The sequence below is a fragment of the Staphylococcus carnosus genome, assembly GCF_900458435.1.
Classification (GTDB): Bacteria; Bacillota; Bacilli; order Staphylococcales; family Staphylococcaceae; genus Staphylococcus; species Staphylococcus carnosus.
The window spans coordinates 402,547-419,510 of record NZ_UHCT01000001.1; the positions used below are offsets into that span (position 1 = coordinate 402,547).

Annotated in this window: 17 protein-coding genes; 11 read left to right on the forward strand and 6 right to left on the reverse strand. The window is 35.7% G+C overall.

Annotation, left to right across the window (positions count from 1 at the left end; genetic code table 11):
- Window positions 1-76 precede the first annotated feature (76 nt).
- Window positions 77-967, reverse strand: a complete 891-nt coding sequence (locus DYE31_RS01645; RefSeq protein ID WP_015901385.1) for a fructose bisphosphate aldolase — start codon at window positions 965-967, stop codon at window positions 77-79.
- 166 nt (window positions 968-1,133) lie between these two features.
- Here DYE31_RS01645 and DYE31_RS01650 point away from each other — a divergent pair, with 166 nt between their 5' ends.
- The gene (locus tag DYE31_RS01650) at window positions 1,134-1,841 is read left to right on the forward strand and encodes an MOSC domain-containing protein (protein WP_015901384.1); all 708 of its coding nucleotides are present in this window, start codon (window positions 1,134-1,136) and stop codon (window positions 1,839-1,841) included.
- 546 nt (window positions 1,842-2,387) lie between these two features.
- Here DYE31_RS01650 and DYE31_RS01655 read toward each other — a convergent pair.
- Window positions 2,388-2,645 carry a zinc ribbon domain-containing protein gene (locus DYE31_RS01655; protein ID WP_041613033.1) on the reverse strand — a complete coding sequence of 86 codons (258 nt, stop codon included), beginning with the start codon at window positions 2,643-2,645 and terminating at the stop codon, window positions 2,388-2,390.
- Entirely contained in the window at window positions 2,645-3,838 is a 1,194-nt protein-coding gene (fmdA, locus tag DYE31_RS01660) for a formamidase (protein WP_015901383.1), read from the reverse strand. Before fmdA ends, DYE31_RS01655 begins: the two co-directional genes overlap by 1 nt.
- Before the next feature lie 192 nt (window positions 3,839-4,030).
- Between fmdA and DYE31_RS01665 the strand changes: the two genes are divergently transcribed.
- The 6 genes from DYE31_RS01665 to DYE31_RS01690 all read left to right on the forward strand — a co-directional run bounded on the left by DYE31_RS01665 (window position 4,031) and on the right by DYE31_RS01690 (window position 9,871).
- Entirely contained in the window at window positions 4,031-4,384 is a 354-nt protein-coding gene (locus tag DYE31_RS01665; RefSeq protein ID WP_015901382.1) for a DoxX family protein, read from the forward strand.
- A gap of 275 nt (window positions 4,385-4,659) precedes the next feature.
- Window positions 4,660-5,724 (forward strand): MupG family TIM beta-alpha barrel fold protein, encoded by a 1,065-nt coding sequence (locus DYE31_RS01670; RefSeq protein WP_015901381.1) that lies wholly within the window; start codon window positions 4,660-4,662, stop codon window positions 5,722-5,724.
- Entirely contained in the window at window positions 5,714-6,598 is an 885-nt protein-coding gene (gene murQ / locus DYE31_RS01675) for an N-acetylmuramic acid 6-phosphate etherase (protein ID WP_015901380.1), read from the forward strand. The genes DYE31_RS01670 and murQ overlap by 11 nt, the downstream gene beginning before the upstream one ends.
- A gap of 15 nt (window positions 6,599-6,613) precedes the next feature.
- Window positions 6,614-8,086, forward strand: coding sequence for a PTS transporter subunit EIIC (locus tag DYE31_RS01680; RefSeq protein WP_041613151.1), 1,473 nt, complete (start codon window positions 6,614-6,616; stop codon window positions 8,084-8,086).
- 3 nt (window positions 8,087-8,089) lie between these two features.
- The gene (locus DYE31_RS01685; protein ID WP_015901378.1) at window positions 8,090-8,956 is read left to right on the forward strand and encodes a MurR/RpiR family transcriptional regulator; all 867 of its coding nucleotides are present in this window, start codon (window positions 8,090-8,092) and stop codon (window positions 8,954-8,956) included.
- A gap of 129 nt (window positions 8,957-9,085) precedes the next feature.
- Window positions 9,086-9,871 (forward strand): alpha/beta fold hydrolase, encoded by a 786-nt coding sequence (locus tag DYE31_RS01690; protein ID WP_015901377.1) that lies wholly within the window; start codon window positions 9,086-9,088, stop codon window positions 9,869-9,871.
- A gap of 183 nt (window positions 9,872-10,054) precedes the next feature.
- Here the strand turns inward: DYE31_RS01690 and DYE31_RS01695 are convergent, their stop codons facing one another.
- Entirely contained in the window at window positions 10,055-11,065 is a 1,011-nt protein-coding gene (locus tag DYE31_RS01695; protein ID WP_015901376.1) for an NAD-dependent formate dehydrogenase, read from the reverse strand.
- Window positions 11,066-11,737: 672 nt separating this feature from the next.
- On the opposite strand from DYE31_RS01695, the gene DYE31_RS01700 reads away from it, so the two are divergent.
- Both DYE31_RS01700 and DYE31_RS01705 read left to right on the forward strand, forming a co-directional pair.
- On the forward strand, window positions 11,738-12,394 hold the full coding sequence (locus tag DYE31_RS01700; RefSeq protein ID WP_015901375.1) for a hypothetical protein: 657 nt from the start codon (window positions 11,738-11,740) through the stop codon (window positions 12,392-12,394).
- Window positions 12,395-12,612: 218 nt separating this feature from the next.
- The gene (locus tag DYE31_RS01705) at window positions 12,613-12,798 is read left to right on the forward strand and encodes a hypothetical protein (protein ID WP_041613031.1); all 186 of its coding nucleotides are present in this window, start codon (window positions 12,613-12,615) and stop codon (window positions 12,796-12,798) included.
- A 43-nt stretch (window positions 12,799-12,841) separates the two neighbouring features.
- Here DYE31_RS01705 and DYE31_RS01710 read toward each other — a convergent pair whose 3' ends face one another.
- A complete protein-coding gene (locus tag DYE31_RS01710) occupies window positions 12,842-13,978 on the reverse strand; it encodes a hypothetical protein (protein ID WP_015901374.1) in 1,137 nt (378 codons plus the stop codon).
- 3 nt (window positions 13,979-13,981) lie between these two features.
- Window positions 13,982-15,190, reverse strand: coding sequence for a hypothetical protein (locus tag DYE31_RS01715; protein WP_015901373.1), 1,209 nt, complete (start codon window positions 15,188-15,190; stop codon window positions 13,982-13,984).
- 189 nt (window positions 15,191-15,379) lie between these two features.
- Here DYE31_RS01715 and DYE31_RS12630 point away from each other — a divergent pair, with 189 nt between their 5' ends.
- Window positions 15,380-16,099: a hypothetical protein gene (locus DYE31_RS12630; RefSeq protein ID WP_015901372.1), complete on the forward strand. Its 720-nt coding sequence runs from the start codon at window positions 15,380-15,382 to the stop codon at window positions 16,097-16,099.
- Window positions 16,100-16,350: 251 nt separating this feature from the next.
- Entirely contained in the window at window positions 16,351-16,944 is a 594-nt protein-coding gene (locus DYE31_RS01725; RefSeq protein ID WP_015901371.1) for a tyrosine-type recombinase/integrase, read from the forward strand.
- Window positions 16,945-16,964: the final 20 nt, after the last annotated feature.

A 16,964-nucleotide genomic window follows, 5' to 3' on the forward strand; every position in this document is an offset into this window, starting at 1 on the left:
CGGAGAAAATCTATGGAATTATACAAAAAAGCGAGCCCCTTCAAAGAAGGGGCTCGTTATTATTTTAAAGCTTAGATTAAGCTTTGTTTACTGAAGCATCGAAGATTGTATCGATAGCTTCTTGTAATTTTTCATTGAATTCTGCATCTGATTGTTGTGCGTTTAAGTCAGATACTAATGCACGTGAGAAGCTTGCGATTAAACCATCATTTTGTTTCAAGATTTTGTTTGCTTCGTCGCGGCTGTAACCACCAGATAATGCAACCACGCGGATTACTTGTGGATGTTCAATTAATTCGCTGTAAGCATTCACTTTAGTTGGAATAGTTAATTTCAACATTACATATTGATCTTTTTTCAAGTTATCTAATTCAGCTTTGATTGCTTCAGCTAAGTTAGCTTCGATAGCTTCTTTGTCTTTAGCATTGATGTTAACTTCAGGTTCGATAATTGGTACTAGACCAGCTGCAATGATTTCTTTTGCAACTTCAAATTGTTGTTTAACAACTTTTTCAATTGCTTCTTTATTATTTTCTAAGATGTTAGAACGCATTTTAGTACCGAAGATACCACGTTCGTTCGCACGATCTAATAATTTATCTAAGTCTGGAATAGGTTTCATTAATTGAACGCCGTCAGCTTCTTCAGCCAAACCTTTGTCGACTTTCAAGAATGGAACGATACCTTTATCTGCTAAATATGAACCTGTGTATTTGCCCTCAACTTCACGGTCCATAGTTTGTTCGAATAGAATCGCACCTAAGATTTTTTCTCCGTTAAATGCAGGTGAAGTAATGATACGAGTACGCATATCGTGTACAAGGTTGAACATTTCTTCATCGTTAGAGTATTCATTTTCTTCAACGCCATAATCTTTTAGCGCTTTCGGAGTACTACCACCGCTTTGGTCCAATGCTGCGATAAATCCTTTACCATTTTTAATTTTGTCAAATTGTTCTTGGTTCATTTATTGACACTCCTCTTTCCGCATTTTGCTTTTCTCTTTCAATGTCTAGTATGGAAAAAAATAATTGATTTCGCAAATACTTTACTTTAAAAAAATTAAAAAAAACGCTTACTCTTAAGAATTTGTCAAAAAGTCGTTATAATAGCTTTGAGAGAGGGTGGAACAAGTGAGTCAAATCGAGCAATTATTTAGAGGCGGCATTCAAAAAGTAGGTGATCCGAATGCTGAAAATCCTTTAGAACAAGAATGGTCGACAGCAGCGTTTAAAAATCCGACAGACCAAGCGGTTTTACTAACGAAAACAGGTTTAGTTGGTGATGATGTCGGGGAGAAAAAACATCATGGCGGACCAGAAAAAGCATTATTTGCTTATAGTAAATCGCATTATGAAAAATGGACAGTAGAATATCCGGAAGTTCATTTTAAACCAGGGTTGAATGGAGAGAATGTTTCCGTAATTGATATGGATGAAACTTCTGTTTATATTGGTGACATCTATCAAATCGGAGGAGCGACTGTACAAGTTTCACAACCGCGCAGACCTTGTTGGAAGCCAGGGAGACGTGTGCGTTGGATTGAATGGGGAAGACGTATCCAAGAAACTGGAAGAACTGGATGGTATTTTCGTGTATTAAAGGAAGGACCTATTCAACAAAATGATATCTTTCGTTTAATAGAACGTCCATGTCCAGAATGGTCTATTGTTGAAATGAATGATGTGCTCTATCATCATAGTGATAATAAGGAAAAACTCCTTGATTTGTTGGAATGCGATTATACACCGATTTCATGGAAAGAAGAGCTTGAAAAATTAATAAATGGAGAAATAGTAGATCATACAAGACGTTTATATGGTCCGAATATTGCTGATTAACCAATAAGAAAGACTCACGCTTTGGCGTGAGTCATTTCCTTTTTCAGAGACTTCTAATAACACACTCATGAGATTATCTGTAAAGAAGGGGTAGTAAATTTACGAATAATCTTCACATGAGTGCATCTACTAATATTTAACAAAGGGGTGAACAGGATACCTGTTATTTAGTGTGTTTCCAATTTCACATCTTCAATATGAATTAGGTTTTATGTTATTTTTAATCATTTATGAAAATAGGTTAAACATTTAATTGCTGGAATGAGGAGGGTAAATCTCACTCAAGCAGTTTGTTTATTTAGTAGTATCAAGTCATATTACTACTTCTATAAGTTTTACTTGTTCTATAGGGCTGATAAGAATCAAGTAACAAAGAGAATTTGTTTTTACAGAGCACAGAATACAGTATAGGAGCTTCGGCTCTATTAAATTTTTATGATACACGAATATCTAGGGCAGTTTTTATTCGTATAACATGTTTTTAGTTACACATGGGTTTAAGTTATGACCTGAATGATATAAATCATTAAACCGGTTACGCTTCGTTTACACCATCCATGGTCTAGGCTTTTTATTATTTTTTTGTTGTAAAGGCAGTTTGTCTCTCTTCACAACTTTAGGTTCTTTTCCTGACTCAATTTTCTTTTTTAACTTAGAATCGAGTTTATAGGTTTGAAAAGGGACAAAAACACGATTAGAAGTTGCTTTACAGTTCGGGCAAACTGCTGAGTCATGATTTTCGTTCATAGATTGATTCAACGTAAATTCTCCGTGACTGGGACATGCGTACGTGTAATTCGGCATTACTCATCAGGCTCCAAACTTGGAACGATATCATCGTTGAAAATTTCACGCGGAATTGCGATTGTACAACATGCGTTAGGAACATCTACAATACCGGCAACTGTACCTTGAACAGGGGCAGTACCTAATAACATGTAAGCCTGTTCTCCGGTAAAGCCACGTGTTTTTAAAAATTCAATGGCATTTAAACAAGCATTTCGATACGCAGTGTTCGCATCTAAATATTGCTGTTCGCCACTGAATTCATCTACTGAGATACCTTCAAATACAATATAGTCTGTATAATTCGGCATCACAGGACCAGGTTTGAAAGTAGGGTTTTGTTTGTTTTGATATTTTTCCATGCCGTTTTTAATCACGTTGACACGTAAATCAATCCATCCAGGCATTTCTATGCCTCCACAAAATGTAATTTCACCATCACCTTGTGAAAAATGTAAATCTCCGACTGACAACTTGGCTCCATCCACAAAAACTGGGAAATAAATACGAGAACCTTTCGAAAGGTTTTTAATGTCGCAATTTCCGCCGTTTTCTCTAGGAGGAACGGTCCTAGCGCCTTCTTTAGCTACACGATCGAAATCTTTACCTTTTAATGAACCGAGCACTACTGCATCTTCTTCAGGCAAGTTGGCTAAAACTGGTTCCCGATTCGGATCAGTAGCAACTAAAGCTTTTTCACGACGATTCCATTCATCTAGCATTTCTTGCGAAGGTGCGACACCGATTAATCCTGGGTGGATTAATCCCACGAATTCAACACCGGGTACATGACGGCTCGTCGCATAGATACCATTGAAATCCCAAATTGATTTTTGGGCATTTGGATAATGGTCGACTAAGAAACTGCCACCGTTTGTTTTATCAAAAATACCATTGAATCCCCATTCACGTTCAGTAAAAGCGCCGATATCTAAGATATCTACTACTAATAAATCTCCAGGTTCAACGCCGTTAACATGAACTGGACCGCTTAAAACATGTACACGATTCAAATTCACATATTTGATGTCGCTTGGATCATCATTGTTTCCGACTTGTCCGTCAGTCCAATCTAAACATTCCATTCGGAAAGACTCTCCCGGGTCCACCGAAAACACGGCCGGAATATCCGGATGCCATCGATTGTGTCCAGGATGCGCTTGTTGATCCATTTTTTTATTTAAATCTACACTAAATAACTTCTTAGGCATTTGCCTACCCCCTTGTTGAAATATCTTTATGACTGAAAAATTTCTGCCGTACTAGAAGTTTTATTCCTCGAAAAGCAACATATTAAACTAAATATTCAGAAATTTGTGTAAATAATTTTGAGAATTTGTAAAAGTAGATAACGACAACAATGAAATCGATGTGGTAATAATAGAAGAAAGGAGAGATAATTTATGAAAAAGTTTTTGAGATTTTTAATTGCCGAATTATTTTCTGCAGCAGGTATTTTTCATTTCCTAAAACCAGAAGGTTTTACGCGAATCGTGCCGGAGTATTTACCGTTGCGTAAAACAGCAGTTTACGTAACAGGTATATTCGAAATTATTTTCGGGATACTTTTATTCTGGAAACGTCCATGCAAGTGGACTAAATGTGTTATCAATGCATTCTTGTTAGCTGTTTTTCCAGCTAATATCTATATGGCACGTAAAAAATTGCCGTTAGGTGATCAAGAAGTTCCGAAATGGGGGCTTTATGCAAGGTTACCCCTTCAATTTGTTTTAATGTGGTTCGTTAAAAAAGTATAAATAATATGAAAGCCTGATTCTCTAAATATACAGAATCAGGTTTTCATTTAATATATCCTTTCAAAAAGAGGGATTTTTAAAAGTACGGACGTTAAATGGTCCGTACTTTTTTAAGTTTATACATGAAATTATATTTCGGAATATGCTATTAACAAAAATTATATTGTAATAAAATTTCAATTATGCAATAATGAAAGCGATTACAAAAATGATAGTTAATTTTTTATGGGTAGAGTGTAGCGTAGAAATTATTCTTTAAATCAGAGGTGGCATACATGCAATTAGGATTTTCAGTTTATTTAGGAGAAGATTTTGACGAAACATATATTGAAGCAATGTTGAACAAAGGATTCCGCTATATTTTTACATCATTGCAAATTCCAGAAGATGATCAAACTCAGTATTTAGAGCGTTTAAGACAACTCTCAATTTTAAATCAGTCACGAGCAAAAGTGATTGCTGATGTGAATGGAAAAACTTTTGGACAACTTGGATTATCATTAGAAAATCCTTCTAGTATAAAGGATGCAGGAATAGATATTATTCGATTAGATGAAGCAATAGATATCAATCAACTTGCAGATTATGTCGAAAATGGAAACCCTATCATGCTTAACGCGAGCACAGATGCATTTCCTATTTTACGCGAATTAAATGATAGAGGTATTTCTCAAGAAAATATTTACGTTGCACATAATTATTACCCGAGACCTAACACAGGTTTAGATACTGCCTTTTTCCAACATATTAATGAACGATTGAAAGGCGCATATCCAGAATTACAAATCATGGCATTTGTGCCTGGAACAAAACTTCGTGGTCCGATTCATCGAGGATTACCGACATTAGAAGCGCATCGGTATCAACACCCTTTAGCTTCAGCGTATGACCTGGAACTCATGCTTACAGATGTTGTTTGTATAGGTGATTCCGGTATTAATGATTTTATGATGAGACAATTTTTCCATTATGCAACTGAAAATACGGTGTGGTTGCGTACTAATTTAGACTCAGATAGTCCTTATTTACGAGGTTTTACAAATAAACCAGATGTTGCACGCGATGTGGTGCGTGCACAAGAGTCACGCAAAGAATTTAACGATGAAGTAGAGGCAAGAAATGCTGTGGAACGTCCGCAAGGCACAATTACATTAGACAACAATTTATATGGTCGCTATATGAATGAATTAGAAATCACAAGACGTGATTTACCTGCTGATGCTGCAGTAAATGTATTAGGTCATATTGAAGATGCAGATTTAGACTGTATTAAGCTGATTCAATCAGGTACACCTTTTAAACTTTTTAATGAAAAAGGAGAAGAAGAAAATGGACATTAAAAAATTAATGACAGAACACCGTAATGAAAGGACGATGAACCTAGATGAATTAAGTACAGAAGATTTTGTGACTGTGATGAATGATGAAGATAGACTAGTGCCTGAAGCGATTGCTCATGAAAAGAAAGTAATCGCAAACGTAATTGATACAGTTATAGAGGCTTTTAAAAATGGCGGTCGTCTTTTTTACATCGGCGCAGGTACAAGTGGACGTTTAGGTGTATTGGATGCCGCAGAATGTGTACCGACTTTCGGAGTATCTCGTGATATAGTTATCGGATTAATTGCAGGAGGATCTAAAGCAACGACTGAAGCTATTGAAGGAGCAGAAGATAACCTTAAACTTGCTGAAGCCGACCTTAAAGGACACTTACTGACTGAGAAAGATGTTGTTATTGGTTTAGCAGCCAGTGGCCGTACTCCCTATGTTATCGGAGGATTGAAATACGCGAAAGCAGTAGGTGCCAAAACAGCTGCTTTAGCTTGTGTTAAAGATTCAGAAATCGGCGATGTCGCAGATATTGCAATTGAAATCGAAGTAGGTCCAGAAATTCTGACAGGTTCTACTCGCCTTAAATCAGGAACAGCACAGAAATTAGTTTTAAATATGATTTCTACAGGTGCGATGGTTGGTATTGGAAAAGTTTATGAAAATCTAATGGTTGATGTCAAACCCACAAACAATAAGTTGAAACAACGTGCTTTAAATATTATTTCAGAAATAGTAGAAGTACCGATAGAAAAGAGTGAACAACTTTTTCATGAAGCACGCGACAATGTAAAAACAGCAATTGTTATGGGTCTGCATAATATATCATATTCAGAAGCAACAAAAAGATTGGAAAAGGCAGATGGTTTTATTCGAAACACCTAAGGAGCGTGAGACATGATGTCAAAAGAAGAGAGAATTGCCCGGGAAATATTAGAAAATGTGGGTGGAAAAGAAAATTTAGAACGTGTTATTCATTGCATGACTAGAGTACGAATGGATATTATTGATTATTCCAAAGTTAACATCGAAGGGCTGAAAGCGATTAATGGTGTTATGGGTGTCGTTGAAGACGAGTCACTACAAGTTATTGTAGGACCTGGCACAGTTAATAAAGTCGCGAATGCCATGAGTGAGATGATTGGTGTTCCATTAGGAGAACGTATTTCACATCATCAAAATTCAGAAAACACAAACAGACCTAAATCGGATAAAGAACGTGTTGAAGAAGAAGCGCAATTATTTAAAAGTCAGATGAATCAAAAAAAGAAACCATCGAAATGGCGTAAGGTTTTACGCACTATTGCGAATATATTTGTTCCTTTAATTCCAGCATTTGTCGGTGCAGGATTAATCGGCGGTATTAGTGCGGTTCTTTCGAATTTGTTAGTTGCAGGTAAAATTGATGGAGCATTTTGGCAAGAAATGGTCATGGTTTTCGATATTATTAAAAACGGTATATTTGCATATTTAGCAATTTATGTAGGTATTAATTCCGCTAAAGAGTTCGGTGCAACGCCTGGTCTTGGTGGTGTCATTGGTGGTACTACATTACTGACAGGTATGACACCTGACAAACCTTTACACAACATCTTTAACGGTGACGCACTGGCTGCAGGTCAAGGCGGTGTTATTGGTGTTATTTTTGCAGTTTGGATTTTAGCAATGATTGAAAAAAGATTGCATAAAGTTATTCCGAATTCTATTGATATTATCGTAACACCGACGATTACTTTATTAATTATGGGACTAGCGACCATCTTCTTGATAATGCCGGTTGCTGGGGTTGTATCAGAAGGTATTTTAGCAGCAATCAAGTGGGTACTGGATATAGGCGGCCCATTCAGCGGATTTGTGTTAGGTGCGACATTCTTGCCGCTTGTCATGTTTGGTCTGCATCAAGTGTTAACACCGATTCATATTGAAATGATCAACCAAGATCATGCGACGTTTTTATTGCCCGTATTAGCAATGGCAGGGGCTGGACAAGTTGGTGCAGCATTTGCATTGTGGGTAAAATGCCGTAAGAACAAAAAAATCATTCGTCTCTTAAAAGGTGCATTGCCAGCAGGTATTTTAGGAATTGGCGAACCGTTGATTTATGGGGTGACATTACCACTAGGTCGACCGTTTATTACTGCATGTATCGGTGGCGGCATTGGCGGTGCTGTGATTGGCGGTATCGGTCATATCGGTGCTGTAGCAATTGGACCTAGCGGTGTATCATTGATTCCATTGATTTACGATAATATGTATCTCGGTTATATTGCAGGATTACTTGCAGCATATGCGGGCGGATTTGTCGCTACATATTTCTTTGGCACAACAAAAGATATGACAGCGCCGCAAGAAGCTGATGAAGCGGATGTGTAAATAATGGAAACAGAACATCTAATTATTCATATTCGAGAGCAGATGAAACATCTTACTAAGAACGAACAACACATTGCACAATTTCTACTAGAGCATCCAGAAAAAGTACTGGAAATGAGTGCACAAACTTTAGGAGATGTGACAAAGACAAGTTCAGCCACAGTTATTCGTTGTGCACATAAACTTGGATTCAAAGGATTTGTCGATTTGAAATTGTCATTATCTCGGAATTTACCACAACATGAAGCGCATAACTATAAAGAAATTGCACAAGATGAGTCGCCTAGAGAAATCAAACGTAAATTATTATCACGGGCTGCTTATACGTTAGAAACGACAGAAGTGTTATTGGAAGATCAAGCATTAGAAGCATTGGTTGATAAATTGTATGATGTGCAAAAAATTGTGGTCTTTGGTGTTGGCGCAAGTCACATTGTTGCTGAAGATATCTATCAAAAATTCACGCGTGCAGGTATGGAAGTGATTCAAAGTGCTGATGCTCATGTATTAGCGACTGTATTGGCAGGGTATCATAAAAAAGATAATGTCTTATTTATTGGTGTTTCTAATTCAGGGCATAATCAGGAGACATTACGTTTAGCACATGTTGCGCATTATTATGGTGCAACCGTAGCAGCAATTACGAGCAGAAGCGATTCGAAATTGGCGGGAGAAGCGGATATCGTGTTATTGCATGACGCCAGTTCTGAAAAGAGTTTACGTTTAGCAGCTACAAGTTCCCTCATTGCTCAATTGATGACGGTTGATATTTTGTTTTATACGTATTTATCCAAAGATTATCAAGCCCATGTCGCACATTTAAGTGAAACTAAAAAAGCAGTAGAAATGTATATCGATTCTTCACAATAATTTGCAGTATTAAGAATTATTGAAGATAATACAGAAAATAGAGAGAAAGGGGAAAATGGTAAGCAATCACTGGAAACAAATGGCGCAATTATTCGTCATGAACAAATGGGGCAAGGTCCTTTGCTGATTATGATACCAGGTGCAAGTGGCGTTAATGATAGTTACATGGATACAGCAGAGGAACTGAAATCACATTTCACTGTTGTTTTGCCTGATAGAAGAGGATATGGATACAGTGAACTGACAGAACCAATGCCGGCATCGATTAATCAAACGCATGATACGTTCAGACTTGAAAAAGATACTGAGGACATGGCAGCGTTGGCTAAAAACCTAAGTGATAATGCAGTATACATCATGGGAACAGATACCGGAGCAGTTGTTGCCATGCGCATGTTGGAAAAATTCCCAGATTTGATTGTAGGTGCAGCCATACATGAACCTTTAAATGCAACTGTTTTCCCAAATAGAACAGAACTTGAAAAAGAAGCTCAAAAAATTTCTCAAGCTGCAGAAATTGAAGGTATACCTGCGGCGATGCGTATCTTTGAATATGTTATGAAACCATCACAATTAGATATGAAGGTTTTAGTAGAAGATACTATCGCACCATGTGCAGTATGTTCACCAGACACAATGGATTCTAATAGTGCTGAATCTACGAAAATTTGGATGCAATATGAACTACGACAATACATGGATTATGAAGTGGATTTAGGGCAATTACGTAAAATAGCACATAAGATTGCTTGGTTAAAAGGTAAAGCATCTAAAGGATCATTAGTGTATCAAGCTTCAGATTTATTTGCTAGGGACATGGACAAAGAAGCTTCAGAAGTAGCTGGCGGACACTTCGGTTACGTACAAGAACCGGAATCATTCGCAAAAGATTTAAGCAGTATTTTAGATAAATAACAGCAAATTATGAAGGCTTTCGTTCAATCGAAAGTCTTTTTATTTTCCTGAAATTTTTATACATAAAAAAATCGCTTCCTAGTTTTACAACTAGAAAGCGACCTTGAGATAGTTTATTCCATTACATTAAGTTTCTGAAATCAAAAGGGGATTTCAATTTATGACAACGTTCGATATCCGAACTTATTTATCTTTTTTAGTTAGGTAGCTTTGGCTTGCTACTTTATTATTATCAACAATGACATATTCAGGACGGATTGGTGTGTTTTCCATAGCGTTAGTAAGCATTTCTTCTACACCTTTTTGAATACGTTTTTGAGCTTCAACAGTCATACCTGAATTTTTAAGTGAACGCCAAGGGTGATCTTTTGGTGCTGGTTGTGGGAACCAAACGTCGCCACCATATCTGATATGTCCGTCTTCAACAGCTTTAGTAATTGCATCTGTATCAACAATTGAACCACGTGCACAGTTAACTACAACTGTACCTTTTTGCATTTTATCGATAACACTTGCATCGAATTTACCTTTTGTATCAGGAGTAAGTGGTGATTGAATAATGATGACATCAGAAGTTTCTACTAATTCATCAAATTCTACATATTCAACGCCTAATTCTTTTTCAACATCTTCTTTTCTGAATGGATCGTTATAACGGATGTTAACATTAAATGGTTTTAAACGTTGTGCAGTTAATTGACCAATACGTCCAAATCCGAAGATACCAATTTTTTTCTCTTGTAATTCAAATGCGCCAGAACCTACTAATGGTAAGTCCCATTCGCCTTCCATTGCTTGTCTATGGCCTTCTTCATAGTTTCTAAGCAATAATAGTGTTTCTAAAACGTTTTGTTCAGCAACACTTTCGTTGTTACTACCTGTTACTTCAGCTACAACAATGCCGTGTTCTGCAGCTGCTTCAATATCTACGTGGTCAGAACCGATACCAGCTGTAATTGCATATTTAAGATTTTTAGCTTTTTCGATTCTTTCTTTAGTGATATAAGCAGGTAAGAATGGAGAAGAAATTACAACATCCATATCCTCAACGTATTTATCAATTTCTTCGTTACTAGAAACCAAGATTAGCTCGTTATCAGTACCTTTTAAGAATTCTGGTAGACCTAAAGCTTCTTGTTTAGATAATAATTGAGTAGATTTTGATGCTTCTGGGAATAATGCTACAATTTTCATTAAAAATCATTCTCCTTTTAAATGATAATTGGCTGCTGTCTTCTTTTCTGTTATTGATAAAAGTACTTAATAACGCAAAAAACTCCCATCACCTCAATATGCGTATGGCATATGAGAATGACGGGAGTAGTTTTCAGCACGTTTAGTACTTAAGACCAATCCGTTGAAAAGAATATATATGAAGGCAACAGTCAGTTCGCTTTTGCCTTAGTTACTATGGATGCTCAATAGTTTCTGATTAGTCAGCTGCACAATCAGTACACTGTACCAATTTTTTAAACTATTGAGAAAGTGTTGAGAATGTTTCTCAACTACTTGATACTTCAATACTAATACGTATCGTTTTGTTTGTCAAACTTTTGTAACAAGATATTTAATTTCTAGACAAATTTGTCATAGTTGTGACAAATAAAATGATTATAAAAACACGCCATGAAATATTGATACTATTTATTTTTATAAAATAGAATATTAGATTTGAAACTTTAAATTACACTGAAAAATATCATGACTATATCCAAGAGATAATTTTTGGTTTGGAGAAGCAAATTTGATTAACGCTTCCACAGTATAGAAAGTTAAGGTTCAATATGGTAATCTGCTTATAAAATATAAAATCTAGTTGTAGAAAATATTTATCGAGATATTTAAACCAAGAGGAGGCAGCACCAAATGAGAAAATGGGGACTGACGTTACTTGCGGTATTTTTAACGATCATTCTTACAGCATGCAATCAAAATGATTCAAAAGATGAACACAAAAAAGAAACTTCTGAAAAAACAAGTCAAAAGAAAGAAGCATCTCAAGATGAAAGTGGAGAAGGATTTAAAGCATTAAAAGAAAAAGAACTTAACTCGCAGAGAAATAAAAAAACTACTAATGATAGTTCTGACAATCAAATTATTGATTATACAGATAAACAAAAAATTGCTATGTTACTCTTCCAACCTGGATTAGATGATAAATTCATTACGGCAGATGACGTATTAAAAGGAGAATATCAATCAAAATTTAGTGATGGCGTTAAAAAGAAACATTTGCCGAAATTAACAGTGACCTCATTACCGGAAAATACTCAAATGGATAACACACCCACAGGAACTAAGTTTTATAATATTCAACCGTTTCCCTCACAATACTCAGTGAATATCGCGATGAATGAGCATAATATGATTATCTTTGGTTCACAAAGTCCGATACCTGATTACAATGAATTATTACATGGGTTGGATGGAATGGCCAAAGTTTATAAAACAAAAGATGTTATTAAGTCGGAAAAAGATAATCCTAAATTAAAAGAAGTAGAAGATAAAGTTGATATGCAATAGCTGACAAGGCAGACTTAAGTAGTCTGTCTTTTTTATTGAATTAAGCAATAATTGAGACGGAGGGGTGTCTAGCTTCAGACAACCTTCAGTCTAACCTTTGTGGGATTAATTGGTATTATAACTTTCGTGTGATAGCATGAAAACCAGTAAAAACAACGTACGTAAGATAAAGTGATTTTTAAATGTTACTGTAAAATTCCAGAAAGGACGTCACTAAGATGAAACAGTATTTTCGAGAAATAGGACAAAAATTATGGTTTAATCTTCTTGCAATAATCTTAGGGATTGTCTTATTTACTCTTTATTTATTATTTGATAAGGGCTATTTATGGTTGGGATTCTTATTTTCTATTTTAATTATCATTCCAGCTGGTTACCGTATTTGGAAATATAAGCGCAAATAAAAGTCTTCGCACACATATTCAGCGAAGACTTTTATTTCATTTATTATTCATGTTTACTACGCTCTTTGATCAAAGCTTTACGCATTTGCTGACGTGAACCGTACGTACTTTCTCGTACTAATTTTTCATTACGCATACCTGCACCTATGGCACCTGCTATTGTGGAAATAGAAGCTGTGAACCATGCGATAAAGATATATAGAGAAAATGGTGCAGCATGTTTTAACTCTAATTGTCGCCCTAAGAATCCCGGTGGTAGTAGTATTAGTGCAGCAATGATATAGATTAGAAGCAATACCAGATAATATATCAAGACAGAAGTACCTAAGGTAGTTAATGTCGTCATATTATATAAGCGTGTTATTTTACGATTTGTACTATACTTCGTAGATTCCCATAAGTTGTGGGCTAAAATAATCCAAGCAATCATGCCGATAATCGCAAATAAGGATAACATGGTTAATCTTCCTGCAGAAAATGTATTGCCGAGTTGCCACATGGTTGAGAAAATCATCCCAGATGCTCCTGTGGTAAAGGCAATTGCGATGACACTGTTCATACTTTGCATCAGGCGAAGCGGATTATTTGCAAAAGTCATGCCGCTTAATAAACGTAAGTTACCGCTGACTTTTGAAGCAACGATATAACGTATATGCATTGTATGTGTTTCATCAGCGTAAGTACGAATTTTTCTTAAGTTAGAAAACGGAAAAATATCATGATACTCTTTTTGGCGTTCTTCATCGTCTTTCTCAGCAGTTCCATTCTGTGCATAATCACTGAATTGCACATTGATTTCATGAATTACTGTCACGATGGTTTTCTCTAAACGTTTAGTTAAAGGGCGCCAACCATAGGCAGGAATGGATATCATACTTGCACCGTTTTCTTCATTGATATCTACTGCGATGACAGATTCATTATCATGAAATAATGGTAAGTCCGTTAAACTGATAATATAATTCCAGTTATAGCGATCTAAATAATCTTCTGTTTTCTGATAGGCCTGTTCGGTATCTTCAGCTGATCCGGTCAAAGCATCTACCACAACTTCAATTTTCCATTTATATTGAGACGAAATATATTTTGATAACAAGTCCGGCAAGTCATAGACCATCTTATGCGATAATTTATTGGCAATACCAGGTGCTGCTACAATTCCGACCACTAATTGTTCCAAATTTTATCCTCCTTTCTGTGTATTTTTATTTTCTTCTGAATCAGAAGAGTAGTATTTCGTTGATTCCCATTCTTTAGCTTCTTCATAGCGAGCACGTTGGCGATAAGAATAAGTCATGTCTCGTATTTTATCTTCATTCTCCACAGATGCTCCTAATGCTCCTGCTAAGAAACCAAGATAAGTAAGAAACCAAGTGAGATATAAGAATTGACCCCAGCTTCTTATACCTTGATTTGAAGTCATCATATTATATAAATCATTCGGTACAAAAAGCGCGACACTTATCATTAGAAGTGCAAATAAAATAATGTAGCTGATTGCTATAATAATGAGCAGTGTTAATACTGTTGTGATGTTATAAACCGTGCGATACGTGCGTGTAGTTAGTGAAGTAGAAGCTTCCCATAGTCCGTGCGCATACATTATCCAAAGTGCCATTCCGCCAATAGCTAAAATTGTTATCAGTAAAAAGCGTAAATTTGAAAATTCAATACTCATTTGCCATGGAGTAGAAAAAATTGTGAGATAAGTAGCTGTCGCAAAAGACAGAGAAATAATTTTTTTGAAATTCGGTATCTCTTTCCAAGGTTCATTAGCACGTGTCATACCTAAAAGTAAAAATATCCAACTTATAATCAACGGGTTGAGTATAAAACGTGTTGTCGTATGAGATCTGGATGTTTCATCTCCATCTTCTTGTTCTGAGGCAGTTTCCATATCATTATCTTGTTTTTGGTCAAACGTTGCTTTTTCGAGTTTGATTCGTGTAATCCATGATAAATTCAATTTGCGCTGCTGTTGCTCTTCGTCTTGATGTTGTGAACGATAAATGCTTTCTGAGAAATAAAGCAAGCATTGTTTTAACTTTTTGCGCAAACCTATCCAACCTAAAGCGGGCAAAGATATTAGCGCAGTTGAATGAGTTTCGTCTAAATTGCCGACAATAATACGACGATTTGAGACGATTGGAAGATCAGTAACTACAATACCGTAGTCCCAGTTATGTTCTTGTTTGACATTTTGGGCAGCATCCAAACTTTTGTTAACATCTTCAGCTGAGCCGATTAAAGGGTCAGTAGTGACATGAAAATACCATTCTGCATCGGTATCTAACTCGCGATTCAAAATGGATGGTAAAGATTCAATAACTTTTTTAGATAAACGTTCTGGGAATCCAGGTGCTGCTATAATCCCGACTTTAATAGATGTCATGTCGAAACCTCCTTTCTTATTAATGAAAAATTCACGACTTATAATTTAAATTTAATTTGCATACAAGTCAAATATCATATGCAATGAAATTCCCTTTGTTGAATATTTGGAAACCTCGTAGAAAATGAGGTTGAGTGTAAAATGTTAAATGAATACAACGAGTGCCAACAAAGTAAGGAGAATATCATCATGAAAAAACATCAATTCATATCACTGGTACTAGGATTTATAGTGATTTTAGCAGGCTGTGGAAAAATAAATGAACAAGATAAAGAAAACCAATCATCAAAGAAAACGGAAACACATCAAAAAACGACATCAAATAAGGAAATAGATTCAGAAAAGCAAACAACAAAAGTTTCCGAAGAAGAAAATCAAAAGAAAGATAATATTGAAGACAAAAAGCGAAAAGAAGAAATACAAAATAATACACCTCTAAGTGATCAAGAAATTAAAAAAGAAGTAGCGATGATGCTGCTGAACCCGCAATTGAAAAAACAATTCATTAATGGACAACAATTAATAGATGGAAAATATCCGGGTACTTGGGGAGTAGAGCAAGGTAAACCGTATGAAGTAATTCTCGAAGCAAATGAGTACAGGTTGTCTGATAGTAGACCGTTGCCGCCAATTTATGGAGGACCAGAAGGAATGCGTTATTTTGAAGCTAGTCCACCAAGTGGCTCTTTTGCAACTATTGTAGGTGTAAGTAGAGAATATGTATGTATCATTGGGACCCAAAGTGCTGTGGTTAATTATGAAGAAGAAATTAATAGTAGTTTGTCTCAACAATTTAGAGTTCAAGATTTAAAACAAAATATAACTAACCAATCAGAGATTAATCAAGTAATGAATAAAATCACTTTGGGTAATAATGAGGTTTTAAAGCCAAAACGCATAGATGAATAGTAGATGAAAAGAAATGGACGTAGGTTCATTTCTTTTTTTACGTTAAACAACAAAATCGCTATTTTATTATGATTGTTATTTGTTTCTTTTTAAAGTGAATTATCTTTTGAGATTATTTGAACTTAAAATTATTTGAAAAATTTAAGCAAACCACTTTTATGTTACTCAAATATATATTATCATTAATGAGTAACATAAATTATTTTGCTCGAAGTGGATACATTAAAAGATGAGAAAAGGAATGACGAAATATGGAATGTGTATTACCAATAAAAGATAAGGCGCAAATTGAAGCAATGTATCGTGTTTTAAAACAACATAGTCAGCGCGATTATTTATTACTGAGTTTTGCGATACATACTGGTGTGAAATTAAGTACATTGCTTGGCCTCCGTGTAGTGGATATTTTGAAGCCTGAATACAAAGAAAGCGACAATCAAACACTTCAAAGTATCGCACCGAGGATGATCATTGAATCTTGGACGAACCCGCAATTTCCGGAAATTGTTGTGCCGCTTTCTGATTCTTTGCGTCAAACTTTGACTGAGTATATCGCAGATAATGAATACAGGGTACAAGATTTTCTTTTTCAATCGAGCAGAACAAAGAAACAGTTATCACGTCAGCAAGCATATCGAATCATCCACAAAGCAGCAGAAGAGATTGAACTTGCCCATATCGGTTTGCAGTCTTTACGTAAAACATTTGCTTATCACGCCTATAAAGCAGGGACACCGATTACAGTGATTCAAAAATACCTCGGCCACCAATCCTTAGCTGAAACAATTAGATTTATAGATATTCCTAGCGTATCCAAAACTATTGAAATTCACTTGGATATTTAACCTCATTTCTTATGTGCACT

Coding starts and splice junctions, on each gene's coding strand:
- DYE31_RS01715 (WP_015901373.1), bottom strand. CDS start 15,190: ATGACATCTATTAAAGTCGGGATTATAGCAGCACCTGGATTCCCAGAA.
- DYE31_RS01700 (WP_015901375.1), top strand. CDS start 11,738: ATGAGAAAATGGGGACTGACGTTACTTGCGGTATTTTTAACGATCATT.
- DYE31_RS01695 (WP_015901376.1), bottom strand. CDS start 11,065: ATGAAAATTGTAGCATTATTCCCAGAAGCATCAAAATCTACTCAATTA.
- DYE31_RS01685 (WP_015901378.1), top strand. CDS start 8,090: ATGGAAACAGAACATCTAATTATTCATATTCGAGAGCAGATGAAACAT.
- DYE31_RS01655 (WP_041613033.1), bottom strand. CDS start 2,645: ATGCCGAATTACACGTACGCATGTCCCAGTCACGGAGAATTTACGTTG.
- DYE31_RS01705 (WP_041613031.1), top strand. CDS start 12,613: ATGAAACAGTATTTTCGAGAAATAGGACAAAAATTATGGTTTAATCTT.
- DYE31_RS12630 (WP_015901372.1), top strand. CDS start 15,380: ATGAAAAAACATCAATTCATATCACTGGTACTAGGATTTATAGTGATT.
- DYE31_RS01690 (WP_015901377.1), top strand. CDS start 9,086: ATGATACCAGGTGCAAGTGGCGTTAATGATAGTTACATGGATACAGCA.
- DYE31_RS01680 (WP_041613151.1), top strand. CDS start 6,614: ATGTCAAAAGAAGAGAGAATTGCCCGGGAAATATTAGAAAATGTGGGT.
- fmdA (WP_015901383.1), bottom strand. CDS start 3,838: ATGCCTAAGAAGTTATTTAGTGTAGATTTAAATAAAAAAATGGATCAA.
- DYE31_RS01645 (WP_015901385.1), bottom strand. CDS start 967: ATGAACCAAGAACAATTTGACAAAATTAAAAATGGTAAAGGATTTATC.
- DYE31_RS01670 (WP_015901381.1), top strand. CDS start 4,660: ATGCAATTAGGATTTTCAGTTTATTTAGGAGAAGATTTTGACGAAACA.
- DYE31_RS01725 (WP_015901371.1), top strand. CDS start 16,351: ATGGAATGTGTATTACCAATAAAAGATAAGGCGCAAATTGAAGCAATG.
- murQ (WP_015901380.1), top strand. CDS start 5,714: ATGGACATTAAAAAATTAATGACAGAACACCGTAATGAAAGGACGATG.
- DYE31_RS01665 (WP_015901382.1), top strand. CDS start 4,031: ATGAAAAAGTTTTTGAGATTTTTAATTGCCGAATTATTTTCTGCAGCA.